Below are 22,739 nucleotides of genomic sequence, written 5' to 3'. Positions count from 1 at the left end.
GAACGAACCATCGCCAACCTCAAAACCTGGCGCATCGCCCACACCGACTACCGACGCCCCTACACCACATTCAGCCAAACCATTACAGCGGTTATCGGACTACACTTCTGGGCAACAGCCTGAATAAGCCTCCAGGATCACTGCCCCGTCGATCTGGCCGGCGCACCTGACGAGCCTGGTCCTCCAAGTGGACTCCCCCGACGAGCTGCTCGCCTCGGCGCCGTTCGTGTTCGAGTCCGTGCCTCACGATTCGATGCTGTGACACCACTGCGGGCGGCCTCGCCGAAGGACGGTCGCTGGGATTTCCCAACCGATCCGGACAGAGTCGAGCAGGTCCGTCATACCGTCAGTACCTCCTACAGCCACTTCGCTGGCCGTGACGCGGTGATGGCCGTCATCTGCCTGACCAGTGACCGCGAACAGGCCGATCAGGTCAATCGGTTGGTCGCCGATGACCTCGACCAACTCGCTATCAGCACACAGCTAAGCCTGTGGGCCGACGACTACGAATGGTCCGATTTCACCAGCGGCCAGGATTCCTCGCAGACGCGGGAGAAGATCACCGCATGGGCCGTCTGGGTCTATTGCCCGAGCCGTGGCAGAACGTCGTCAGGTCAGGAGCAGTGAAGGTAGCGTTGGGCATGTCGAGGTCTTCCAGATGAGGCGTGTAGGAACATTCTGAATCGCCCCGGGTCTGATGGAGGCTCTCAATCCTGGGAAGGATGATGAGAGTCATGGCAGCACCGAGGAAGGGCGGATTCAATCGGTCGTCGCAACACCTTGACTGCGGAGGTGTTCGAGGATGGCGACGGGCGATTGGACCAAGAAGACCAGTGATGCCCCGGAGGGGCTTCGTCGGCAGTGGCGTGCTGATCGGGCGCTGAGGCCCGCGATGCGCTCGCCCGGACGGCCGGAACCCTCGCGGGTGGTGCAGCGACAGTTCTGGCGGCTGATCGCCACGGGCGTCAACTCGGCTGAGGCGGCGTTGCGGGTGGGCGTGTCAGTGTCAGTGGGGGCTCGCTGGTTCCGGCATGCTGGCGGCATGCCGCCGATCTCACTGGCCGAGCCCACCAGCCGCTACCTGACGTTTGAGGAGCGTGAGGAGATCGCGATCTTGCGAGCCAACGACCAGGGCGTGCGTGAGATCGCCCGCGCGATCGGGCGTGACCCGGGCACCGTCTCACGCGAACTGCGTCGCGACGCGGCGACTCGTGGCGGCAAGCAGGAGTACCGCGCTGGGGTGGCGCAGTGGAAGGCGCAGCAGGCGGCGAAGCGTCCCAAGACCGCGAAGCTCGTGACCAACGAGCGGCTGCGGGAATACGTCCAGGATCGGCTCGCCGGGAACATTCGTCAGCCCGACGGGACGATCGTGCCGGGGCCGACGCCGCCGCCGTGGAAGGGACTGAACAAGCCGCATCGTAAGGACCGGCGGTGGTCGACGGCATGGAGCCCGGAGCAGATCGCGCAGCGGTCGAAGGTCGACTTCCCCGATGATGAGTCCATGCGTATCAGCCACGAGGCGATCTACCAATCGCTGTTCATCGAGGGCCGTGGCGCGCTCAAGCGTGAACTGGTCGCTTGTCCGCGGACCGGTCGCGCGTTGCGGGAGCCGCGGTCGAGGTCGCGGAACAAGCCGCAAGGCCACGTGAGTGCCGACGTCGTCTTGTCCGAACGTCCCTCGGAGGCCGACGACCGTGCCGTCCCGGGCCATTGGGAAGGCGATCTGATCATCGGCGTCGGCAAGTCGGCGATCGGCACCCTCGTCGAGCGCAGCAGCCGATCAACGCTCCTGGTCCGCCTGCCCCGCTTGGAGGGCTGGGGCGAGAAGCCCCACGTGAAGAACGGGCCATCACTCGGCGGCTACGGAGCTGTCGCGATGAACGCCGCGCTGACGACGTCGATGACCAAGCTGCCCGAGCAGTTGCGCAAGACTCTGACGTGGGACCGCGGCAAGGAGCTATCCGGGCATGCGCTCTTCGCGTTGGAGACCGGCACGAAGGTGTTCTTCGCCGACCCGCACTCACCGTGGCAGCGGCCGAGCAACGAGAACACCAACGGCCTGCTGCGGCAGTACTTCCCCAAGGGCGCTGACCTGTCGCGATGGTCGGCCGAGGACCTCGAGGCCGTCGCCTACGCGCTCAACAACAGGCCCCGCAAGGTCCTCGGATGGAAGACGCCCGCTGAGGTCTTCGAGGAGCAGATACGCTCGCTTCAACAACCCGGTGTTGCATCGACCAGTTGAACTCGCCCAGTACCGGGCGATCCGCCACACCCAGCGGCTCGCCGAGGCCGACGCCGTCGCATCGGTCGGGTCGAAGGGCGACTCCTACGACAACGCGACGGCCGAGGCGCTGAACTCGCTGTTCAAGGCCGAGTGCGTCCGCAACCCCGTCATGCGGCCCAAGGGCGGCTGGAAGAACGTCAGCGACGTCGAGTACGCCGTCGCCGAATACGTCGACTGGTTCAACCACAGACGCCTCCACGGCGAGATCGGACTGATCCCACCAGCCGAGCACGAGACCAACCACTGGGCATCACAGCCCGACAAGCACTACCATGTGAACCCGGTCCTCACCGAGGTCGGATCCAACTAACCGAGCCTCCACGGAACCCGGGGCGATTCACCCTCGACACCGCCTACACCGCTCACCCCGAACGGTTCAGCAACCGCCGACCCCAACCACCCGAACTCCCCACCACCGCCTGGATCAACCAGCCATCACCAGAAGCCCTCATACAGACCACACAACGAAACGTGTCTCAAACCGCTTGACATTTACCGCGTACGCGAGGCGGTGGGGTCGGAGGACTCTCTGGGAACCGTTAGGCGCGGTGATCCAGAAACGGCCGTAGCCGTCGTCGGCTATCGCGCCGGTCCATATCCAGCAATCGCGCTCCCCTGGTCCGCGCACGACGTTCTCCCAGAATCGGGCGACGTCAGCGGCGGGCAACGGCCAGGAGAGGGCGTGCACTATCCGGCGACCTTGTCCGAGAGATGGCGTCGAACCGTGTTCACTCCGATAACCTGCCTACGCTCTGCTCCGGTTCAAGCCTCCCGCCTGGCTTCATCCGCACCTTGGCTACCTCCCGAACCGGCTGCGCCTCGCGGCCTTCACGCAGCGAGGCACGGTGCTCCTCGACGCTGGTGTAGTGGCGCTCGTATCGGATGACGCAGGAGCACGACTCCGCGAGCCGCGCTGCGGCGTCCTGCGATTTCGAGCGGCCGTGCTCAGTGTCAAACAGGGGGCGTGCGTAGGCACTCGGCACCCATCGCCCGCCGAGCGCGTCGGCCTCGCCTGCTTCGGCCTCCTGCATCGCGTGCTGCCAGCGCTGCACGATGCGTTCCTCGGACACCTCAAACGGCACCTCGACGTCGACGACCGTTACTTGGTAGCCGGCTTCGGAAAGTTGCTCCCCAAGCGCCACTGCCGTGTCTGGGTCGCTCAGCACCGTATCTACGATGATGTTCGTTCCCCGGTCGATCATCTCCGAGCGCAGCTCGCGTGCAAGCCTCGATGACTCCTCATGCACCAGCGAGGCGAGTTCAAGTGGATAGAACCGCTCCCCCTTTGCCTCCAAGTCGCGCACCTCTGGTGGTTTGATCCAGCTTTCATAGCTACCATCGGCCACCGCTTCGCGCAGCAGGAGCTTCTTGAAATCGTCCGCGTCGACGTTCACGTAGTGGTCACGATCCGCGCCGAGCACGGTATCGGCAACGCGGCCTTTGCCGGCCCCTGGAGGCCCCGCGAGCACGAGAGCGCGGCTCCCGTCACGGGCGTTCGGCGACTGGTCGACTATGGCCTTCTTCAGGCGCTCGTGTGTGGCTCGACGCGCCGCTTTTCGCAACCCGTTCGACCGATACCAGGCGGGGTTCCGCGTGGTGGCATGAGGGCCGTCCTTATCGAGAGGGCCGCCAGCTATCGAGAGGTCTTGGACGATGCCGATATGCCGCTGTTTCTCCGAGGTCACGCGGGGCTCGTCCGAGCTTCGATGCGATCTGCGATTTCGTCGTACAGCTCATCGTCGATGAGCCCACGCCGCAGCGCACGGTCCAGATCGTCGACCGATCCAGGCACGTCCATCACGAGGTCGTCGAGCCCGTCAGCCGTACACCCGACCGCCGCGTACTCCCAACGTGTCAGTTCGTCGACAAGCTGCTCGCGGTCGATCAGATCGGCCGCGTACCGCTCGCAGATCTCGTAGGGATCTGCGCCCGAGAACCCCTCTGTTGGCATCGTGACCGTCGACGCTCGGGCCAAGAGCTTCTGCACCGTTGGCTGTGCGACCCCGACCATTGCGGCGATCGCGTTCTGCGTCAGGCCATCGGCCTTCAGCCGCACCATGTTCCGCCGGTAGTCGAGGTCTGCCACCTCTCGGCGATACCGCGCCTTCCGCGCTTCGCGAGCCGCAACGGGAACTTCCGTGATCGCCATTGCTACCACCTCCTAACTCAACCCTACCACAATTATAGCCACGGCTATAATTGTGGTAGCGATGGGCGTGCATTATCCGGCGCTCGTGTCCGAGAGGTGGCGCCGGATTGTGTTAGCGCCGACGCTGAGCGTGCGGCCGATCTGCGCGTACGACTGGCCCTCCTGACGCATGGCGCGTGCGGCCTGAATCTTCTCTGACGTCATCACCGACGGACGTCCGCCGACACGCCCTTGTGCGCGCGCGTGCGCCAGGCCCCGGCGCGTGTTCTCGCGGATCGTCTGCACACGGAGCTGCGCGAGGACGGCGAGGATGCCGACGATGGCTTGGCCCATCGGCGTCGACTGGTCAATGTCGAGAAAGGGCTCAGTGAGGCTCCTGAGTCGGACGCCTCGCTGCGCCAGCTCGCGCATCGTCTCGATGGCCATCACCTCGTCGCCGGCGATCCGGTCGAGCGCACGGATCACCAACGTGTCCCCGTCGCGCAGGTAGTCCAGACAGGCGCTCCACTCAGGGCGGTCCTTGGTTCGGCTTGACTCGCCGTGGTCGACGAAGACACGGCTGCAACCCGCTTCGCGCAGTTCGGCCTCCTGCGCATCCGGGTTCTGATCGCGCGTCGACACTCGGCCGTATCCGATGAGCGTCATCGCTCGTAGCCCTGGGGGTCGGGCAGCTCGACGTCGGGGCTGAGGTCGACCTCAGGTGTCTGCTCCGGCGGGACGTCCTCGGCGCGGCCTATTCCGGCGCCGAGCGCTTGGGTCACGTCGTTGACGTCGTTCGTCAACCCTGGTGTCGGCTCCGGCGACGGTGCTTTGAGCAGCTGCGCGGGCTCGTCCGGTGACTCTGGGTTCAGCGCCCATGTGGGGCCTTCCTCGGCGGGCCGTGTCATGTGCCGGAACATGCCTTCGAGCGCGACGGGACGCGGTTCGTAGGTGTCGCGGTCTGGCGGCGTCGACCGAGCTGAGAGGTCGTTCCACGCGGGCGCGATCACCTCGCTTTTCAGTTCGTCGAACTCGATGCGATAAGGGCTCAGCTCCGACACTTGGTTCAGGAACATCTTCATGGCTCTGCCGTTGCCCTCGCGGAAAGCGTGCGCGGTGTTGAGGTAGGCGTAGGTGTGCGCGGCCGCGCCGGCGAACTGGTCGGGCGTCATCGTCGCCCACCGTTGGCTGACGACAAACCGGCGCGTGTCGGCGAGGTATCGGCTGATGTTCGCCGGCGAAGCGAAGTTCGACACAACCGGCGAGTTCACATGGGGGCGTTTGCGCATCGGAACGCTTCGGTACTCCCCTGCCCACTCGTACACGTCCTGGAACAGGTGCCGGTGAATCGCTCTCAGGTGACGGGCATCAAAAGTGCGCGGTATCTGGACGCGGCCACTGGCCAGTTCCGCAGTGCGCGCAGCTACCCGCTGGTACTCGTACACGCGCAACTCAATCGCGCTCTTGAAGCCCGGCTGGTTGCGGAACACGCCGGCCACGCCGTCGTATGTCTCGGGGTAGAAGTACGACTCCCAAGTGTCGAACTTGGTCACGCGCTAGCGGCCACGGGATCGAGTGACGCGACGCGCTGCGCTGCGATGGCACGAGCGCGGCGGTCCTGCTCGGCCGCGTCGATCTTGCCTTGGTAGGCAAGAATGAGATTCTCTGTCTCCTCGCGAGTGGGGTTCCAACCTTCTTGGTGTCCCATGCCGATGATGTTGGTGATGTCGAAGACCTCGCGCTCGCTGAGGCCGTCAAAGAGGTCGGGCCAGAGGGTCGTGGGGCTGAACAGTTCGTTGGCCATGATGCGGCTCCTTCCTTAGCTTCATCCACAGTAGACCGAGCGCGCCAAAAACGTCTAGTGGTAGTTGTGGATCATTTTGGTTTCGGCATGGGTTTTTGGACTGCTTCGGCTCCCGAGATTCCGGGGTCGCCCTCTCATGGGGTGCGCCGTCCCAAAAACGATCGTTACTGGGACGACTTGTAGACGTCGCGGCGGTGGCCGGCGCGGACGACCGTGACGACGAGCTGGTCGTCGAGGACGTCGTAGATCACCCGGTAGTCGCCGACCCTGATACGCCAGGCCGTGTCCTCGCCTTTGAGCTTCTTGGAGTTGTGCGGCCTGGGGTCGTCGGCGAGGTCGTCGACCGCGTCGAGTACGCGGTCACGAGCGGGCCGTGGCAGCTTCTTGATCTGCCGGGCCGCCGCTGACGTGAACTCGACACTGTGGGTCATGCGTCAAGGTCCGCGCGCAGCTCGTCGAGCTTGACGCGGGTGCCGTCGTCCTCGGCCTTCGCCTCGCGGTACGCGGCGGCGTCCTGGGCCATCTCGTACTCCTCGAGCGCTTCCAGGTCAGCCGGCCCGACCAGCACGGCGGCGAGCTTGCCATTCCGAGTCACGCCGATGCGCTCCCCGGCGTACATGGCGCGGCTGACCACATCGGAGAGCTGCCCGCGCAGATCGCGCGTGGTGATTTCAAACGTCACTGTGTCCATGTGTGCATTATAGCAGGAATGGCCACTGTGTACATAGTGACGCAACATCAGGAAACGTCACCCACAACCCAGGGTTGCACCTATGTGTTTTCCGTGATCCAACCGCAGCATGAGCACGTCCCCTCCAGCGACCGAGCTGACGTCGGCGACGTCCTTACAGCGGGTCGTTGACGCGCAGCCCGCTTGGCCGGCGGACCTCGATGACCCGCTGGTGATCGCCAAGCTGACGGACGAGCTGCGCGACCAGCTGCAAAGGCAATCGGCTCAGCTCGCGGCAATCCGGTCGCGGGCGCTGCACGAGCCGCTGAAGACGCGGTCACGCTCTGAGGTTGGTCGCCTGCTGGGTATTTCGAGGCAGGCCGTGACCAAAGCGATCAAAGTCCCACCGATGCAAGGAGCGCAGCGATGACGACCTCAACCCTCCCTCCGGTTCAGCACCCGGTACAACATTCAGTCTTTCCCCTCGATCCGCACGTCGATCCCCCACTCCTCGCGGGCCATCCACGCGGCGTGCGCGGTCGCCACGCGATGCAGCGACGCGGGAGCGAGGAGACGTCGAGCCCGGGCGTCCGACGCCCAGAACGCCTCGTCAGTGGTGAAGGTGACGAAGTCAATGTCGGGCCGGTCGTGCAGCGCCGATGCGTGCTCCACGAGGTCGGCGATCTCGGCGACCAGCTCAGCGAAATAGTCCTCAATATCCCGGAGCTCGGCGTCGATGCCGTCAGGGATAGGTCGGCGCCTCGCCTCCCAGTGGGAGACCGACCCTTGAGTCACGCCGAGCAGCGCCGCGAGGCTCGCCTGGGTCATCCCCAGTGCCTCGCGGCGCGCTTGCAGCTCGACCGGGGTCACGTCAGCACCGCCTTGACGGGGAGGTCGATCTCCTCGGTGGTCAGCGTCCAGCCCGCCTTGTCCATGAGGTCGACCATCAGCGGCTGGGAGTGTCAGGAAAACGGTGGATCTGGGCTGGCCTGACTGAGAGGTAAGGCAGTGGCTGAGATGCCAGAGATGATTGATCCCGTGACGGGAGAGATCATCGATCAACAGCAGATCGCTGAGCAGTTGCTTGCGCAGGCGAAGGAACAGGGCGTCAGCCTGGTCGGGCCGGGAGGCTTGCTGGGCGGGCTCACGAAGAAGGTGCTGGAGACCTCGCTCGAGGCGGAGATGACCGAGCATCTCGGGTATGAGAAGCACGCGGTCAGCGCGAGCGATAACGCCCGGAATGGGACGCGGTCGAAGACGGTGCTGACCGAGGTCGGGCCGGTGCAGATCGAGGTTCCGCGGGACCGTGACGGGTCGTTTGAGCCGAAGATCGTGAAGAAACGGCAGCGGCGGCTGGACGGGATCGACGAGATCGTGCTGTCGCTGACCGCGCGGGGGCTGACCACGGGTGAGGTCGCCGCGCACTTCGACGACGTCTACGGAGCCTCGGTCTCCAAGGACACGATCTCGAAGATCACCGACAAGGTGATCGAGGAGATGACCGAGTGGCAGAACCGTCCGTTGGACCGGGTCTATCCAGTCGTCTTCATCGACGCGATCGTGGTGAAGGTCCGAGACGGGCAGGTGCGCAACGAGCCGTTCTACGTCGCCATCGGTGTCACCACGGCCGGGGAACGCGACATCCTCGGGATCTGGGCCGGCGACGGCGGTGAGGGCGCGGAGTTCTGGCTCGGTGTGCTCGCCGAGATCAAGAACCGCGGTGTCGAGGACGTGTGCATTGTGGTCTGTGACGGGCTGAAGGGACTGCCCGAGTCGATCAACACGACGTGGGAGCTCGCCGTCGTGCAGACGTGCGTCATCCACCTGATCCGCAACACGTTCAAGCTCGCGTCGCGGAAGTACTGGGACCAGATCGCCCGCGACCTGCGGCCCGTCTACACCGCTCCGACCGAGGAGGCCGCGAAGGCGGGGTTCGAGGACTTCGCGGAGAGGTGGTGCACGATGTATCCGGCGATCCGGCAGCTGTGGGAGAACGCGTGGAGCGAGTTCGTCCCGTTCCTGGACTACGACGTCGAGATCCGCCGCATCATCTGCTCGACGAACGCGATCGAGTCTCTCAACGCGAGGTATCGGCGCGCGGTGCGGGCACGCGGGCACTTCCCGAACGACGCGGCCGCGCTGAAGTGCCTCTACCTTGTGACGCGGTCGCTTGACCCCACCGGCCGGGGTCGGGCACGCTGGGTGACGAGGTGGAAGCCCGCGCTCAACGCCTTCGCGATCACTTTCGAAGGCCGGATCAACTGAAATCGCCAGGCCAGATCCACCGTTAATCTGACAGACCCGAAGAAGGGGGCTGTTTTCGTTGGCGTGTGCAAAAAATGTGTCACAGGATCACTGGCTCGTCGATCTAGCCGACGCACCTACACCTCGAACAATGTCCCGTCACCTCGTTCATCACACCTGGACCCTCGACTCCACGGCCTCCACGATGCGGGCGACGGCCTCCTCCAGCGGGACGCCGTTCTCCTGCTCGCCGCTGCGGAAGCGGAAGGAGACCGCGTCGGCCTCGACGTCGTTGTCGCCGACCAACAGCATGAACGGGATCTTCTGGGTCTGGGCGTTGCGGATCTTCTTCTGCATGCGCTCGTCGGAGTCGTCCAACTCGAAGCGGATCCCCGCCTTCTTGAGCCGCTGGCCCAGCTCGGCCAGGTGGTCGGTGTGCCGCTCGGCGACCGGGATGCCGACGGCCTGGACCGGGGCGAGCCACGGAGGGAAGGCGCCCGCGTAGTGCTCGACCAGCACGCCGAGGAAGCGCTCGATGGAGCCGAACTTGGCCGAGTGGATCATCACCGGCTGCTGACGGCTGCCGTCGGCGGCCACGTACTCCAGCCCGAAACGCTCCGGCGACGGCTGGTTGAAGTCGTACTGGATGGTCGACATCTGCCAGGTGCGGCCGATGGCGTCGCGCGCCTGCACCGACACCTTCGGCCCGTAGTAGGCCGCGCCGCCCGGATCGGGCACCAACTCCAGGCCGCTCTCGACGCAGACGTCCTCCAAGACCTTGGTGGCCATCTCCCAGTCCTCGTCGGAGCCGATGAACTTGTCCGGCTTGGACTCGTCGCGAGTCGACAACTCCAGGTAGAAGTCGTCGAGACCGAAGTCGCGCAGCAGGCTGAGCACGAAGTTCAACAGGTGGCGGATCTCGTCGGGGGCCTGCTCGGGGGTGACGTAGGAGTGCGAGTCGTCCTGGGCGAAGCCGCGCACGCGGGTCAGGCCGTGGATGACGCCGGACTTCTCGTTGCGGTACACGTGCCCGAACTCGAACAGCCGCAGCGGCAGTTCCCGGTAGGAACGCTGACGCGACCGGTAGATCAGGTTGTGCATCGGGCAGTTCATCGCCTTGAGACGGTAGTCGCCGCCGTCGATGGACAGCGCCGGGAACATGCCCTCGCCGTAGTACGGCAGGTGGCCGGAGGTGTAGAACAGCGGCTCCTTGGCGATGTGCGGGGTACCGACGTACTCGAAGCCCTCCTCGATGTGCCGCTGGCGAACGTAGTCCTCCATCGCCCGTTTGATGACGCCGCCCTTGGGGTGGAACACCGGCAGGCCGGAGCCGATCTCGTCGGGGAAGCTGAACAGGTCGAGCTCGGCGCCGAGGCGGCGGTGGTCGCGCCGCTGCGCCTCCTCGATGCGGTGCAAATGCTCGTCCAGCGCCTCCTTGGTCGGCCACGCGGTGCCGTAGATGCGCTGCAACTGCTTGTTCTTCTCGTCGCCGCGCCAGTAGGCCGCCGCCGAGCGCATGAGCTTGAACGCCGGGATGCGCTTGGTGGTCGGCAGGTGCGGGCCGCGGCAGAGATCGCCCCAGGCGACCGAGCCGTCGCGCTTGAGGTTGTCGTAGATGCTCAGGCCGCCGTCGCCCACCTCGACGCTCGCGCCCTCGGCAGCACCCTCCAGATCGGCGCTGGCGGCGTTCGACTTCAGGCCGATCAGTTCCAGTTTGTAGGGCTCGTCGGCGAGCTCGGCGCGCGCGTCGTCGTCGTCGATCTCACGGCGGGAGAACTTCTGGCCCTCCTTGATGATCTTGCGCATGCGGGTCTCGATCTTCGCGAGATCCTCAGGCACGAAGGGCTCCGGGACGTCGAAGTCGTAGTAGAAGCCGTCGGTGATCGGCGGGCCGATGCCGAGCTTGGCCTCCGGGAAGAGGTCCTGGACGGCCTGGGCCATGACGTGCGCGGCGGAGTGGCGCAGGATGTCGAGGCCGTCGGGCGAGTCGATGGCGACCGGCTCGACCGCGTCGCCCTCGGCGAGGTCGTAGGAGAGGTCTTTCAACTCCCCGCCGACGCGCGCGGCGACGACATCGGCGTTCTCGGCGAAGAGCTGCCAGGCTTTCGTGCCGGGATCGACGGTCCTGGCCTCGCCTTCGACGTGGACGGTCACGGACATGTCGCTCTCCTTATGCGCCTGGGCCACCCCGACGACTGGGCAGCGCTCTTAGGACGATGCTATCGAGCCGGGATCGGGCACGGTCAGGCCCCGCTCCTCCAAGCCCTCGGTCACCAACCGGCCGATCTTCTCCCACACGGGACTACTCCCCCACTGCTCGGTGAGGATCTCATTGAAGCGGGCGTCGTCCATCTGCACCGCCCACGCGCTCTGCTGGGCGTCCCAGGTGCGCTCCATCCAGTCGACGCTCTCGGCTGCCAGCGGCTCGATGCGGGGGTCGTCGATCTCGGCGTCGGCCAGCTCCAGCATGCGGATCGTGAGCTGGAGGTACTCAGGATCGGTGTAGACGCCGTACTCCTCCAGCCATCCGCCGAGGGCGTCGGGGTAGATCGCATAGGTGAGGATCCAGGCGTCGCGGCAGTGGTCGACCCACTTCGTCGGGGCTCCCGAGGCGCGCAGGTGCTCGATGGCGTCGGCGAGCACCGGCGGCAGGGCGAGACGGTCAGCGGAGCCGAGCTCGGCCACGGTCACCCGCAGCCGCCGGAGTCGGGCGATCTCGGCGCGAAGTCCGGCGTCGACGCGGCGCAGCCCCTCGGCGAACTCCTCGGCGGGCGCGTCGACCATGCGGCCGACCTCGGCGAGCGGCACACCGGCCGAGGCGAGCGCGACGACGCGGCGCAGCGCGATCACGTCGGCGGCGGTGTAGCGGCGGTAGTCCGAAGCGTCGCGCTCAGGCTCGGGCAGCAGGCCTTTGGCGTGGTAGAAGCGCACCGTCCGGGTGGAGACGCCCGCGACGGCGGCGAGCTCGCCGATGCTCAGCGTCTGCCTCACCGCGCCACCGCCCGGGCCGAGGGGCTGGCCACGGCGAAGACCGCGATGACCGCCCAGAGCGCGGCGATGACGACCGCCGCCGTCTCCAGGTCGCCGACTATGAGGAACAGGCTGAGCGCGCCGAGGCCGAGCGGTCCGGCGACGAGGGTCAGCGCAGTCATCCAGGACAGCACCCGGGCGCGTGAGCGCGGGTCGACCTGCTCGGCGACGAAGACGTTCCAGACCGGCCCGTACAGACCCGACCCGGCGCCGACGCAGGCCATGCCGACCGCGATCACGACGACGGGGCCGAGCCCGGCGATCACCGCGAGCCCGCCGGCCATCGCGCCCATGGCGACGAGATAGGCCGCGAGCCGGGATCGTTTCGCGATGAACGCGTAGGCGACTGATCCGACGATGACACCGACGGCGAACACCGAGACGGTCACGCCGAAGGCTCCCGGACGTCCGATCATCGCGAAGTGGCCGGGCAGCACCACGGCCATGAGCGGCGGGACGACGAGCGAGGCGCCGAAGGAGATGACGAGCGTGGCCTGCAGCCGTCGGTCGGAGCCGATGACGGCCCAGCCGCCGCGCGCCTCGGCCTGGTCGGCGGCGCCGTGAGTCGGGTTGGCGACCGGCACCCACCAGGTCGCGAGGGCCGCGCCGAGCGAGCAGGCGGCGGTCACCCAGACCACGTCGATCGGCTCCAAGTGGGACAGCAGCAGGCCGGTGATGGCGGGCCCGACGAGCAGGGCCAGCGAGAAGGAGCCTTGGAAGGCGCTGGCGACGGTGTCGACGGCGGCGCCGCCTTTCTCGGCGACGTCGGCGAGCAGCGATTGGCGGGCGGTCATGCCGGGCACGTCGAAGAGCGCCCCGGCGACGCCGAGCACGATGAACCAGGTGGTGGTCAGGCCCCAGATCCCGTCGACGACGGCGAGCGCGGCGACGGACGCGGCCGAGCCGAGGTCGGCCGCGACCGCCACCCGGCGGGCGCCGAAGCGGTCGGCGAGGCGTCCGGCCCAGAGCGTCGCGGGGACGGCGGCGATCCCGGCCGCCGTGGCGACGAGGGCGGCGACGCTGAGGTCGCCGGTGCGGCTGATGACGAGCCAGGGCAGGACGATGCCGATGGCCGAGTTGCCGAGCAGCGAGAGTCCGCCACCCAGCAGGTAGAGGGGAACGGCGCGACGTGAGGTCGTGGTCATGGACGACAGTCCACACGCTTGACGCAACGTCAAGGTCAAACGCCCTCTACAGTTCAGTCATGGACGCCTCGTATCCGCCGGAGCCGTGGCGCTTGCACGGGCACGCGCACGTCGGCGTCTGGCTCGTCCCGACGGGCGAGGCTCCACCTCCGCACCACCCGGGCACTCGGCAGATCCGGTTGTTCGGACGGGTGATCGTGGCGGCGGCGTTCTTCCGGTACGACGCGCCGAGCCCGCTGACCTACGACGAGATCATGGCGACGCAGTTCGTCCGCGACGGCTGGCGTCCGCGCGTGTCGATCACGCACATCTGGGTCGACTCCCCCGCGTCGATGGCCGGCGGCCGAGAACTGTGGGCCATCCCGAAGGAGTTGGCCACCTTCAACCGGGTCACCGATCAGTCGTACACCGCCGAGGGCATCGGCTCCCTGCGGGTACGGCGACGCGGGTCGCTCCCCTTCCGCCTCCCGTTGGCCTTCGGGGTCGCGCAGGATCGTGACGGCGCGCTGGTCACCACGCCAGTGCGCGGCCGCGTCCGTTTCGGCCTCACCTTCAGCGGCTGGTCCTTCTCCCCCGACGGCTCGCTCGCTTTCCTCGACGGCCGCCGCCCCCTCCTCACCCTCGGCGCCCACGATTTCACTCTGATATTCGGGCGCTAGGCTCGCCCCAGCGTGACTGAGGGCGAGAAGACCAGGCTGGTGGCCTGGAGTCAGGAATTACGCGCCGTCCACGGACGGCTGCGCGAGGCGTTGCGGCTGGTGCGCGACACCGTCGACGGCGGCGATCCGTTGGAGGCGTCGCGGGATCTGTTGCTGTTCTGCCACGGGTTCTGTTCCGCGCTGACGCGGCATCACCAAGGCGAGGACCGCGAGCTGTTCCCCGCCATCGCCGCAGCGCACCCGGAGCTGCGGGACACGCTGAGCTACCTCCGACAGGACCACTCGATGATCGAGCACCTGTTGAACGGGCTGCGCGACGCCGTCGACCACGCCGCGACGCCAGAGGAGCTGGACCGGCACCTGGAGGGGATCGCGGCGATCATGGAGTCGCACTTCCGCTACGAGGAGCGGCAGTTGCTCGCAGTGCTGGAATCATTGGCCCTCGACGCCGATCCACGGGAAGTGCTGGGACCCCTATGACGCCGGAACAGACCGACCTGGTGAAGCGCGTGCGCGTCGAGTTGGCCGACGAATCACCGGTGCGCGAGGTGTCGATGTTTGGCGGCCGCTCGTTCATGGTCGCCGAGAAGCTGGCCGTCTGCGCGTTGAAGGACGGCGCGCTGCTCGTGCGCGTGTCGGCCGACGACCACGACGCGTTGACCGAACGCCCCGGGGCCGAGCAGGCCGAGATGGGGAAGGGCCGCACCATGGGCCCCGGCTGGATCCGCGTCGCCGCCGAGGCGTTGGAGGACGACGAGGGACTGTCATTCTGGGTCGGCGAGGCGCTGGCGTACCGGCGGAGCCGGGGATGACCGACTGGGACTCCCTCACCGACGCCTACGGTCCCGCGACGGATATCCCTGATCTTTTGGCGGCCGCCGCGCGCGGCGAGGACGTCTGGGACGACCTGTTCGGCTGCCTGTGTCATCAGGGCACGGTCTATCCGGCCAGCTACGCCGCGCTCCCCTCGTTGGGTCGTCTGCTCCTGCCGCCCGACGCTCCCGAGCGCGACTGGGCACTTCTTCTCGCCGCCGCGATCCTCGCCTCCGACAATGGCCCCGAGGACCCCGCCGTCGTCCGTGAGCGCCACGCGGACCTCATCTCCTCGATGCGGGACACCGCTGTGCGGCGTCTGGCGTTCACAGCCGACCCCATCGATTTCGCATACGGCCTGCTCAATGTGATGGCCTTCGAGGACGGCGGAGTCTGGCAACGGCAACTCCACTGCCTGGCCGACGGCGAGGCCGCGCTGGCCTGTCCGTCCTGCGGCGCTTTCCTGTTGCTTCCCCTCGATCCCGCCCCGCCCCGAGTGATCCCTCATCCAGACGACGGCCCCGCCTGTCCGGTCGTTCCGGTCACTCCCGTTGACGACGGCTCTCCCGAAGCCCGTCTGCTGCGCCTCGCCAGCGAGCACGGACAGGAGTCCATCGCCGAACTCCTGCCCTATCTCTTCGGCGACGCCGCCTGTCCCGCCTGCTCGGCGGCGTTCTCGATTCCTTCCGCCTTGGCATGAGTCGCCCTCGTCGCCATGTCGTCACCGGTCGTGCCACCATCGCCCCATGACCAGCGAGCCGGTGTTGCGGGCGACGGCGGAGTCGGGGGACACCATCGACGACCCGTCGGAGGACGCGCTCTTCCTGATGTTCGAGGACATTGAGAACGGCGAGAGCGACTTCCTCGTGGTCAAAGACCTCGGCGATCCCGGCGGGCACACCTATGCGCAGAGCGTCATCGAGGAGGACGGCAGCTACGTGGTCGAGTACCGCGACGGCGACGCCTCACGCCACTACGCGACCACGGCGCCCGACCTGCGCACCGCGCACGCGTTGATCGTCGGCTGGGCCTTCGACGTGCCCGGCTGGCGCGGGTCGACCACCTGGCGTCGCCTCACATTCTGAGAAGCGGCCTGTCGTCGACTTCCCAGGTGAGGACACCGTGGGCCTCGGCTCGGCGGTGTCTCTGACAAAAGCATCGAGGTTGTCGGCGTGGGTGGGTCCGCCGATCTCCCACGATTGCTGATCGTCACATTCTCGTCAGGATGTCGGAACCTTCGGTCATGTCCCTGACGGCGTGACGGCTGATCCTTCGATTCTGCGCGACCTCGCCGTCCGGCCTGTTGCGCCTGCACCACGGACGGATCGGTCGGCCGACGGACTGCGGCTGCGGCCTGTCGTTCGAGATCGGCACCGGTCGGACCCTCTCGACACGGCCTGCGGGGAGCACCTGTGCGAGATGGCCGCGATCGGCTGACGAACAGCCGGCCTGCCCAGCCGTGGTCCGCGCGTCCCCCGTCCTTCCGCACAGGCACTGGCCTAGGCTGACCACGTGCCCACGCTCCGCCTCGCCCTGGCCCAGATGAACCCCGTCGTCGGCGATATCGACGGCAATCTGGAGGCGGTGGTCGAGCGGGCCCACGCCGCGCGCGCCGCCGGAGCCCACGTGCTCGTGACGCCGGAGATGGTCCTCAACGGCTATCCGATCGAGGATCTCGCCTACCGCGCGACCTTCATCGCGGCCTCCCGGGCCGCCGTGGAGCGTCTGGCGGCCCGGCTCGCCGACGAGGGCCTGGGCGATCTCGTGGTGATCGTCGGCCACCTCGACACCGCCAAGACCGGCGCGCTCGCGAGCCTGCCCGACCGGCTCGGCGTGCCGAAGAACGCGCCGACGAACTCCGCCTCGGTCATCACCGGGGGGAAGATCGTGGCCCGCTACGACAAGCACCACCTGCCGAACTACGGGGTGTTCGACGAGTTCCGCCACTTCACGCCCGGCGACGAGACGCAGATCGTCCAGGTCGGCGGGGTCGACGTGGCCGTCGCGATCTGCGAGGACATCTGGCAGGACGGCCCGTCGGCCGCCGCCGACGCCGCCGAGGCGGGACTGCTGGTGGTGCTCAACGGCTCGCCCTACGAGGCGGCCAAGGACGACGTCCGGCTCGACCTGTGCGCGCGCCGAGCCCGCGAGGGCCAGTGCGCGCTGGCCTACGTCAACCTCGTCGGCGGCCAGGACGAGCTGGTCTTCGACGGCGACACGATCGTCGTGGACTCAGGCGGCGAGCTGATCGCGCGGTCGCCGCAGTTCGAGGAGGATCTGCTGGTCCTCGACCTCGACCTGCCCGCCGCGACGGCGTCGATGCCCGCGCCGGGCACCCGTTTCCACGGCCTGCGGGTCGAGCGCACGGTCGTCTCGGCCGAGCCCTTCCCCGAGCCCGCCGAACGGCTCCTGCCGAAGGTGGCCGAGCGGTGGGACGACCTGGGCGAGCGCTATCAGGCGCTGGTGCTGGGCCTGCGCGACTACGTCCGCAAGAACGGCTTCAGCAGCGTGTTGATGGGCCTGTCCGGCGGCATCGACTCGACCCTCGTCGGGGCCATCGCGGTCGACGCCCTCGGCGCGGACCGGGTCTTCGGCGTCTCCAATCCGAGCGCCTGGAGCACCGAGCACTCCAAGAGCGACGCCGTCGAGCTGGCCCGACGCACCGGCCTGGCGCTCGACACGGTCGCCATCGCGTCGGTCTTCGACGCCTATCAGGAGCTGTTGCACCTCGACGGCCTGGCCGAGGAGAACCTGCAGGCCCGCGTCCGCGCGGTGATCTGGATGGGCCTGTCGAACCAGCACGGCCATCTGGTGCTGGCCTGCGGCAACAAGTCCGAGCTGGCCACCGGCTACTCGACGATCTACGGCGACGCGGTCGGCGGCTACGCGCCGATCAAGGATGTGCCCAAGACGCTCGTGTGGGAGCTGTCGCGGTGGCGCAACGCGTGGGCCGAGCGGCGCGGCGAGACCCCGCCGATCCCCGAGAACGCCATCGCGAAGCCGCCGTCGGCCGAGTTGCGCCCCGGTCAGCTCGACACCGACTCGCTGCCGCCGTACGAGGTGCTCGACGCGGTCCTCGACGCCTACGTCGAACGCGACCTCGGGGCCGCCGAGGTGGTCGCCGAAGGCTTCGACCCCGCCCTCGTGGAGCGCGTGGTGACCTTGGTCGACCGGGCCGAGTACAAGCGCCGCCAGTACCCGCCGGGCCCGAAGATCAGCCGCCGCAACTTCGGCCGCGACCGCCGCGTCCCGATCACCACCCGCTGGCGCGAGTCCCTGTAACAGGCGTCACATTCCCCTCGGCCTCGCCGAGTGCCATGCTGGTCTCGTCCATGGACCCCGTCAGGGGCTGTGAGAAGGAGAAGATCATGAACGACGTCGCGCGCCCGAACGCCGCCGAGGAGACCGCGCCCTACGGTGGGGCCGCTCCGGACATCCGCAAGGTCCGCACCCACCACCTGCGCCAGTGGAAGGCCGAGGGCCGTAAGTGGGTCATGCTCACCACCTACGACCAGTACTCGGCGGCCACCTTCGACGAGGCCGGCATCCCGGTGCTGTTCATCGGCGACTCGGCGGCCAACAACGTCTTCGGCTACCGCACCTCGCTGCCGGTGACCGTCGACGAGCTGATGCCGCTGGTCAAGGCCGTCACCCGCTCGACGAAGCGCGCCCTCGTCGTCGCCGACCTGCCCTTCGGCTCCTACCAGCGCTCCCCCGAGCAGGCCTACGACACGGCGGTCCGCTTCATGAAGGAGGGCGAGGCCGAGGTGGTCAAGCTGGAGGGCGGCGCCGAGATGGCCCCGCAGATCGAGTTGCTGACCAAGGGCGGCATCCCCGTCATGGCGCACATCGGCTTCACCCCGCAGTCCGAGCACAGCCTCGGCGGCTACCGAGTGCAGGGCCGCGGCGACGCCGCCGCGAAGCTGATGGACGACGCGCTCGCGGTGCAGGCGGCCGGGGCGATGTCGGTGGTCATGGAGATGGTGCCCGCGCCCATCGCCGCGCAGATCACCGAGCGGCTCGACATCCCCACCATCGGCATCGGCGCCGGGCCGGACTGCGACGCCCAGGTGCTGGTCTGGCAGGACATGCTGGGCCTGCGCACCGGCAAGGCCCCGCGCTTCGTCAAGCGGTACGCCGACCTGCACGGGATCATGCTCGACGGCGCCCGCCAGTTCGCCGACGAGGTCGCGAGAGGGGTCTTCCCGGCCCCGGAGCACACCTTCGACAGCTGATCGAACGACCGGTGGTAGAGAACGGCTCGACCACCGGTCTCATCTGCGCAGCAACAAGTTCTTCGCCCACGTCGCCGCCAGAAGGACCAACACAAAAGCGATCAGCATCAAAGCACCACCCGACATCCCCGGCATCGTGCAAACATTTCCCGCAAAGGTCGACGACCCTATCGCGAACAAACCCAGCCCGGCTGCGGAAATGACTGTAAACGCTTTGGGAACAAAACCGGCGAGACCGCCGATAAGACAAGCTCCGATGATGCCCACGATCCATCCCCATCGATCCAGCTCGACTCCGAACGGCGATGCGAGGAAGATCATCATCTCCGCCGACGCGAAGATCGCCGACGGCATCAGCCACAGATTTTTCCAGCCCTCGGCGGCAATCCTGAACATGCTTCCCAGGCTGAACAAGGCAAGCAGGAGCACTAGATGGATCAGTCGCTCAAACGGCTCACCCTCCACACAAATCTTCCCGACCTGGTTATGACCCGTGACATAAGAGACCAACACCACAACGGTCGCGAAGAAACAGAACACCTCACCGCCGTCCGTCAGAATTTTGCTGAATACCTCTCCTCCCCCGCCTTCAGTACAGAGGGCAGCCAGAAGACCGAAGAGCAGACCGATCAGCCATGCGTCGAACTGTGACCCGTTGGCCCATTCCAGGAGGGACGCTGCGGCAAACATCCACGTGAAAGGTCCGGTCCACCCGAAGACGTCGCGGCCGGTCAGCCGTCCTCGACCTGCCGAGCTGCTCCACGGCTTCGCCCCACCAACGACCATGATCAAGACACCCATCATGAAGACGATGGCCAGAACAACCCCGACGAAACCACCCACTTATGGCCTCCTACAGCGCGCACGCGCCCCGGCTCGGCGCTTCCCTCGACCTTAAGGCCCAGGCCTGGCCTCCCGCGCCGTTTCACCGTCCCCGAAAACGAGGGTCGACATCAGGGGCGTGGCGCGCTACATCCGCCAGCCGAAGGCGAGGACGCCGAGCGCGTTGACGGCGGCCCAAGCGCTGACGGCGTAGAGCGGGATCCAGACCGTCGAGGCGGGCGCGGTCGGCGCACAACGTGCGAGGAAGACCGTGAAACCGGCGAGCGCGCTCAGGTGGAGCGACACGCCCCACCAGGGCGCGAAGAGGAAGCCGGCCGTCACCACGAGCCACAGGACGGCGAGCAGGCCGACGGCGGCGATCCACGGACCCGACCGCTCCAGCCTCAGCCGCCGGGCCCCCGGCGCGCGCTTGGCGGGCCTCACGCCTCGTCCGACGCGAGCGGGACGTCGTTCCAGTCGGGGTCGTTGTCCCAGGAGTCGTTCCGCTCGGCGACCTTCTCCAGCGCGCGGCTCGCGGCAACCTCGGTCTCGTACGGGCCGAGGCGGTCTTTCGCGCGGCAGCCGTGCTCGCCCTCGACCGCATGGTGTTTGAGGCAGAAGAAGTAGGCCATGTCCGCATTGTGCCCCATCGGCCCGACCAGGGGCGGCGATAGACTCCGGCGGTGACGAGCGAGCGCCTGACCCCCGGAACCATCAGCCCCGAGCGCGCGGTCCCCGCACGGATCGAACGACCCGAGTACGTCGGGCAGACCGCGCCCCTGCCCTATCGCGGGCCGCTCGTGCGCGACGCCGAGACCATCGAGGCGATGCGGGTGGCGAGCCGGATCGCCGCACAGGCGCTCGACGCCGTCGAGGCCGCCATCGCGCCGGGCGTCACCACCGACGAACTGGACCGGGTCGGCCACGAGTTCCTCCTCGACCACGGCGCCTACCCGTCGACGCTCGGCTACCGCGGCTTCCCGAAGTCGCTGTGCAGCAGCGTCAACGAGGTCGTCTGCCACGGCATCCCCGACGACCGTCCGTTGGCCGACGGCGACATCGTCAACATCGACATCACCGCCTACATCGGCCGCGTCCACGGCGACACGAACAAGACCTACCTCGTCGGCGACGTCGACGAGGAGTCGCGGCTGCTGGTCGAGCGGACCCGCGAGGCGACGCACCGTGCGGTCAAGGCGGTGCGCCCCGGGCGGCAGATCAACGTGATCGGACGGGTCATAGAGTCCTACGCGAGACGCTTCGGTTACGGCGTGGTGCAGGAGTTCACCGGCCACGGCGTCGGCCCGGCCTTCCACGACGGCCTGATCGTGCCGCACTACGACGACCCGGACGCGACCACCGTCATCGAGGCGGGCATGACCTTCACCGTCGAGCCGATGCTCACCCTCGGGACGGCCGAGTGGGACATGTGGGACGACGGGTGGACGGCCGTGACCCGCGACGGCTCGCGCTCCGCCCAGTTCGAGCACACCCTGCTCGTCACCGAGACCGGCGCGGAGATCCTGACGCTGCCGTGAAACTCAGGGCACGGGCGTGGCTGCCGCCGCCCGCTCGGCCTCGTTCTGCTGGTTGATCGTGTCGAGCAGACCCTCGGTCGGCGGCATCACCGACTCCCACGCCCACTGCACGCCGGCCGACAGGCCGGGATTGGTGACGGTCACGAGGGCGTCGGCGACGACCGTGCCGTCGGCCTCGGCGACGACACAGGTCATCTGGCGGCCCTCGACCGTCTCGATCTTGTCGGGACAGGTCACCACGATGGCCTGGCCGTAGGTCGCGCCGCCCTGCGCGGCGATGTCGCGTTCGATCTCATCGGTGGCGAGCCGGGGGTCGGTGGTGGCCTGCGGCGACGGGTCGTCGTTCTCCTCCGGCGGCTCCATCGACAGGAACCACAGGACGAAGGCCACGAGCCCGAGGATGAGCAGACGCAGGATGATCGACGACCTCAACGACCGGCGCAGATAGCCCCGACTGTCCACATTCGCTCCTCACGTCCGGCTCCGGCGAAGCCTCGGGAAATTGTGTCAGCCGGCCCAAGGCGCGAATGAGTCGGCCTATAAGAGGTTCCGCCAGTAGGTGATCTGGCTGTGGGTGTGTCGGTCACGCGGGACAGGCACGGGTCCCGGTAAAGGAATGGGGTGTCTACTCCGCCTTCCCTTCCGAGGTGACCCGTGCCTGCTCTGCCATCTTCCATCGTCGAACCGCTGTGGGACCAGTTCGCCGCGCTGATCCCCGAACACGTCGACACCCACCCGTTCGGAGGCCACAACCCGCGCATCGACGACCGGATCGTGTCCGACAAGCTGGTCCAGGTCCTCGTGCTGGGCGCCCCGTACGAACGGATCGCGGACTCGACCTGCTCGGCGACCACGATCCGGCGTCGCCGTGACGAGTGGATCACCGCCGGGATCTTCGAGCAGTTGGAGCAGATCAGTCTGGACGCCTACGACCAGATCGTGGGCCTCGACCTCGAGAACGTCACCGTCGACGGATGCGTCGTGAAAGCGCCCTGCGGCGGCGAGGCCGCCGGGAAGTCCCCGGTGGACCGTGGGAAACAAGGAACCAAACGGTCCCTGACGACCGACGGACAGGGCATCCCGATCGGTTGTGTGACCACAGGAGCGAACCGTCACGACTCGCCCTCGCTCCGCCCGACCCTGGAGACACCGGCCCGTTTCGACCAAGGCCTCGGCTTCGGGCTCCCCGACCAGATCACCGTCCACCTCGACGCCGGCTACGACAGCGCCAAGACACGCGAACTGCTCGACGAGCTCGGCTGCGACGGCGTGATCAGCAAGAAGGGATTCCCACTCCAAGCCGGCGCCCGATGGGTCGTGGAACGCACCAACTCCTGGCACAACCGCGGCTTCAAGAAACTCCACAT

The 22,739-nt window shown here is 67.5% G+C and carries 28 protein-coding genes and 1 pseudogene; 14 read left to right on the top strand and 15 right to left on the bottom strand.

What is annotated here, in order from left to right:
* Positions 1 to 258: 258 nt before the first annotated feature.
* The 3 genes and pseudogenes from QM621_RS02075 to QM621_RS02065 all read left to right on the top strand — a co-directional run.
* Positions 259 to 627 (top strand): hypothetical protein, encoded by a 369-nt coding sequence (locus QM621_RS02075; RefSeq protein WP_414988694.1) that lies wholly within the window; start codon positions 259 to 261, stop codon positions 625 to 627.
* Positions 628 to 1,042: 415 nt separating this feature from the next.
* The gene (locus tag QM621_RS02070; protein ID WP_414988695.1) at positions 1,043 to 2,242 is read left to right on the top strand and encodes an IS30 family transposase; all 1,200 of its coding nucleotides are present in this window, start codon (positions 1,043 to 1,045) and stop codon (positions 2,240 to 2,242) included.
* A gap of 7 nt (positions 2,243 to 2,249) precedes the next feature.
* Positions 2,250 to 2,594 (top strand): annotated as a pseudogene (locus QM621_RS02065) (integrase core domain-containing protein); the annotation flags it as partial.
* Between the two features lie 418 nt (positions 2,595 to 3,012).
* Here the strand turns inward: QM621_RS02065 and QM621_RS02060 are convergent.
* The 7 genes from QM621_RS02060 to QM621_RS02030 form a co-directional block, all read right to left on the bottom strand.
* Positions 3,013 to 3,969, bottom strand: coding sequence for a zeta toxin family protein (locus QM621_RS02060; RefSeq protein ID WP_414988693.1), 957 nt, complete (start codon positions 3,967 to 3,969; stop codon positions 3,013 to 3,015).
* Positions 3,966 to 4,433 (bottom strand): hypothetical protein, encoded by a 468-nt coding sequence (locus QM621_RS02055; protein WP_414988692.1) that lies wholly within the window; start codon positions 4,431 to 4,433, stop codon positions 3,966 to 3,968. The genes QM621_RS02060 and QM621_RS02055 overlap by 4 nt, the downstream gene beginning before the upstream one ends.
* Before the next feature lie 72 nt (positions 4,434 to 4,505).
* Positions 4,506 to 5,078, bottom strand: coding sequence for a recombinase family protein (locus tag QM621_RS02050; RefSeq protein WP_414988691.1), 573 nt, complete (start codon positions 5,076 to 5,078; stop codon positions 4,506 to 4,508).
* The gene (locus QM621_RS02045) at positions 5,075 to 5,965 is read right to left on the bottom strand and encodes a Fic/DOC family protein (protein ID WP_414988690.1); all 891 of its coding nucleotides are present in this window, start codon (positions 5,963 to 5,965) and stop codon (positions 5,075 to 5,077) included. The genes QM621_RS02050 and QM621_RS02045 overlap by 4 nt, the downstream gene beginning before the upstream one ends.
* The gene (locus QM621_RS02040; protein ID WP_414988689.1) at positions 5,962 to 6,216 is read right to left on the bottom strand and encodes a hypothetical protein; all 255 of its coding nucleotides are present in this window, start codon (positions 6,214 to 6,216) and stop codon (positions 5,962 to 5,964) included. Before QM621_RS02040 ends, QM621_RS02045 begins: the two co-directional genes overlap by 4 nt.
* Before the next feature lie 164 nt (positions 6,217 to 6,380).
* Positions 6,381 to 6,647: a type II toxin-antitoxin system RelE family toxin gene (locus QM621_RS02035; protein WP_414988688.1), complete on the bottom strand. Its 267-nt coding sequence runs from the start codon at positions 6,645 to 6,647 to the stop codon at positions 6,381 to 6,383.
* The gene (locus QM621_RS02030; RefSeq protein WP_414988687.1) at positions 6,644 to 6,907 is read right to left on the bottom strand and encodes a type II toxin-antitoxin system prevent-host-death family antitoxin; all 264 of its coding nucleotides are present in this window, start codon (positions 6,905 to 6,907) and stop codon (positions 6,644 to 6,646) included. The genes QM621_RS02035 and QM621_RS02030 overlap by 4 nt, the downstream gene beginning before the upstream one ends.
* A gap of 109 nt (positions 6,908 to 7,016) precedes the next feature.
* Here QM621_RS02030 and QM621_RS02025 point away from each other — a divergent pair, with 109 nt between their 5' ends.
* Positions 7,017 to 7,316 carry a hypothetical protein gene (locus QM621_RS02025; protein WP_414988686.1) on the top strand — a complete coding sequence of 100 codons (300 nt, stop codon included), beginning with the start codon at positions 7,017 to 7,019 and terminating at the stop codon, positions 7,314 to 7,316.
* 41 nt (positions 7,317 to 7,357) lie between these two features.
* Here the strand turns inward: QM621_RS02025 and QM621_RS02020 are convergent, their stop codons facing one another.
* Positions 7,358 to 7,756 (bottom strand): helix-turn-helix domain-containing protein, encoded by a 399-nt coding sequence (locus QM621_RS02020; protein WP_414988685.1) that lies wholly within the window; start codon positions 7,754 to 7,756, stop codon positions 7,358 to 7,360.
* Between the two features lie 156 nt (positions 7,757 to 7,912).
* Between QM621_RS02020 and QM621_RS02015 the strand changes: the two genes are divergently transcribed.
* Positions 7,913 to 9,151 carry an IS256 family transposase gene (locus QM621_RS02015; RefSeq protein WP_414988684.1) on the top strand — a complete coding sequence of 413 codons (1,239 nt, stop codon included), beginning with the start codon at positions 7,913 to 7,915 and terminating at the stop codon, positions 9,149 to 9,151.
* A 150-nt stretch (positions 9,152 to 9,301) separates the two neighbouring features.
* Here QM621_RS02015 and thrS read toward each other — a convergent pair whose 3' ends face one another.
* From thrS to QM621_RS02000, 3 genes are read right to left on the bottom strand one after another with little or no spacing between them, the layout of a single operon-like run.
* Complete coding sequence (gene thrS, locus QM621_RS02010; protein WP_414988683.1) at positions 9,302 to 11,290, bottom strand: threonine--tRNA ligase; 1,989 nt, start codon at positions 11,288 to 11,290, stop codon at positions 9,302 to 9,304.
* A 48-nt stretch (positions 11,291 to 11,338) separates the two neighbouring features.
* Positions 11,339 to 12,121: a MerR family transcriptional regulator gene (locus tag QM621_RS02005; RefSeq protein WP_414988682.1), complete on the bottom strand. Its 783-nt coding sequence runs from the start codon at positions 12,119 to 12,121 to the stop codon at positions 11,339 to 11,341.
* Entirely contained in the window at positions 12,118 to 13,305 is a 1,188-nt protein-coding gene (locus QM621_RS02000) for an MFS transporter (RefSeq protein ID WP_414988681.1), read from the bottom strand. The genes QM621_RS02005 and QM621_RS02000 overlap by 4 nt, the downstream gene beginning before the upstream one ends.
* 59 nt (positions 13,306 to 13,364) lie before the next feature.
* On the opposite strand from QM621_RS02000, the gene QM621_RS01995 reads away from it, so the two are divergent.
* The 7 genes from QM621_RS01995 (at position 13,365) to panB (ending at position 19,012) form a co-directional block, all read left to right on the top strand.
* Complete coding sequence (locus QM621_RS01995; protein ID WP_414988680.1) at positions 13,365 to 13,964, top strand: acetoacetate decarboxylase family protein; 600 nt, start codon at positions 13,365 to 13,367, stop codon at positions 13,962 to 13,964.
* Between the two features lie 12 nt (positions 13,965 to 13,976).
* Positions 13,977 to 14,444 carry a hemerythrin domain-containing protein gene (locus QM621_RS01990; RefSeq protein ID WP_414988679.1) on the top strand — a complete coding sequence of 156 codons (468 nt, stop codon included), beginning with the start codon at positions 13,977 to 13,979 and terminating at the stop codon, positions 14,442 to 14,444.
* A gap of 20 nt (positions 14,445 to 14,464) precedes the next feature.
* A complete protein-coding gene (locus QM621_RS01985; protein WP_414988678.1) occupies positions 14,465 to 14,776 on the top strand; it encodes a TfoX/Sxy family protein in 312 nt (103 codons plus the stop codon).
* Entirely contained in the window at positions 14,773 to 15,477 is a 705-nt protein-coding gene (locus tag QM621_RS01980; protein WP_414988677.1) for a hypothetical protein, read from the top strand. Before QM621_RS01985 ends, QM621_RS01980 begins: the two co-directional genes overlap by 4 nt.
* A gap of 46 nt (positions 15,478 to 15,523) precedes the next feature.
* Positions 15,524 to 15,862: a hypothetical protein gene (locus QM621_RS01975; protein ID WP_414988676.1), complete on the top strand. Its 339-nt coding sequence runs from the start codon at positions 15,524 to 15,526 to the stop codon at positions 15,860 to 15,862.
* A gap of 427 nt (positions 15,863 to 16,289) precedes the next feature.
* The gene (locus tag QM621_RS01970) at positions 16,290 to 18,059 is read left to right on the top strand and encodes an NAD+ synthase (RefSeq protein ID WP_414988675.1); all 1,770 of its coding nucleotides are present in this window, start codon (positions 16,290 to 16,292) and stop codon (positions 18,057 to 18,059) included.
* 86 nt (positions 18,060 to 18,145) lie between these two features.
* Positions 18,146 to 19,012, top strand: a complete 867-nt coding sequence (gene panB, locus QM621_RS01965; protein WP_414988674.1) for a 3-methyl-2-oxobutanoate hydroxymethyltransferase — start codon at positions 18,146 to 18,148, stop codon at positions 19,010 to 19,012.
* 39 nt (positions 19,013 to 19,051) lie between these two features.
* Here the strand turns inward: panB and QM621_RS01960 are convergent, their stop codons facing one another.
* The 3 genes from QM621_RS01960 to QM621_RS01950 form a co-directional block, all read right to left on the bottom strand.
* Complete coding sequence (locus QM621_RS01960; protein WP_414988673.1) at positions 19,052 to 19,855, bottom strand: hypothetical protein; 804 nt, start codon at positions 19,853 to 19,855, stop codon at positions 19,052 to 19,054.
* A gap of 126 nt (positions 19,856 to 19,981) precedes the next feature.
* Positions 19,982 to 20,278 (bottom strand): hypothetical protein, encoded by a 297-nt coding sequence (locus QM621_RS01955; protein ID WP_414988672.1) that lies wholly within the window; start codon positions 20,276 to 20,278, stop codon positions 19,982 to 19,984.
* Positions 20,275 to 20,466, bottom strand: a complete 192-nt coding sequence (locus tag QM621_RS01950) for a hypothetical protein (RefSeq protein WP_414988671.1) — start codon at positions 20,464 to 20,466, stop codon at positions 20,275 to 20,277. Before QM621_RS01950 ends, QM621_RS01955 begins: the two co-directional genes overlap by 4 nt.
* Positions 20,467 to 20,517: 51 nt before the next feature.
* On the opposite strand from QM621_RS01950, the gene map reads away from it, so the two are divergent.
* A complete protein-coding gene (gene map / locus QM621_RS01945; RefSeq protein WP_414988670.1) occupies positions 20,518 to 21,372 on the top strand; it encodes a type I methionyl aminopeptidase in 855 nt (284 codons plus the stop codon).
* Between the two features lie 3 nt (positions 21,373 to 21,375).
* On the opposite strand, the gene QM621_RS01940 is transcribed toward map, so the two are convergent.
* Complete coding sequence (locus QM621_RS01940) at positions 21,376 to 21,834, bottom strand: hypothetical protein (protein WP_414988669.1); 459 nt, start codon at positions 21,832 to 21,834, stop codon at positions 21,376 to 21,378.
* Between the two features lie 192 nt (positions 21,835 to 22,026).
* Between QM621_RS01940 and QM621_RS01935 the strand changes: the two genes are divergently transcribed.
* The coding region (locus QM621_RS01935) for an IS5 family transposase (protein ID WP_414988668.1) at positions 22,027 to 22,739 on the top strand (713 nt) is incomplete at its 3' end.

It is taken from the genome of Aeromicrobium sp., from assembly GCF_047606445.1.
Taxonomy (GTDB): Bacteria; Actinomycetota; Actinomycetes; order Propionibacteriales; family Nocardioidaceae; genus Aeromicrobium.
Note: the sequence above shows the minus strand (reverse complement) of the source record. Positions and strands in the feature narration are given on the sequence as shown.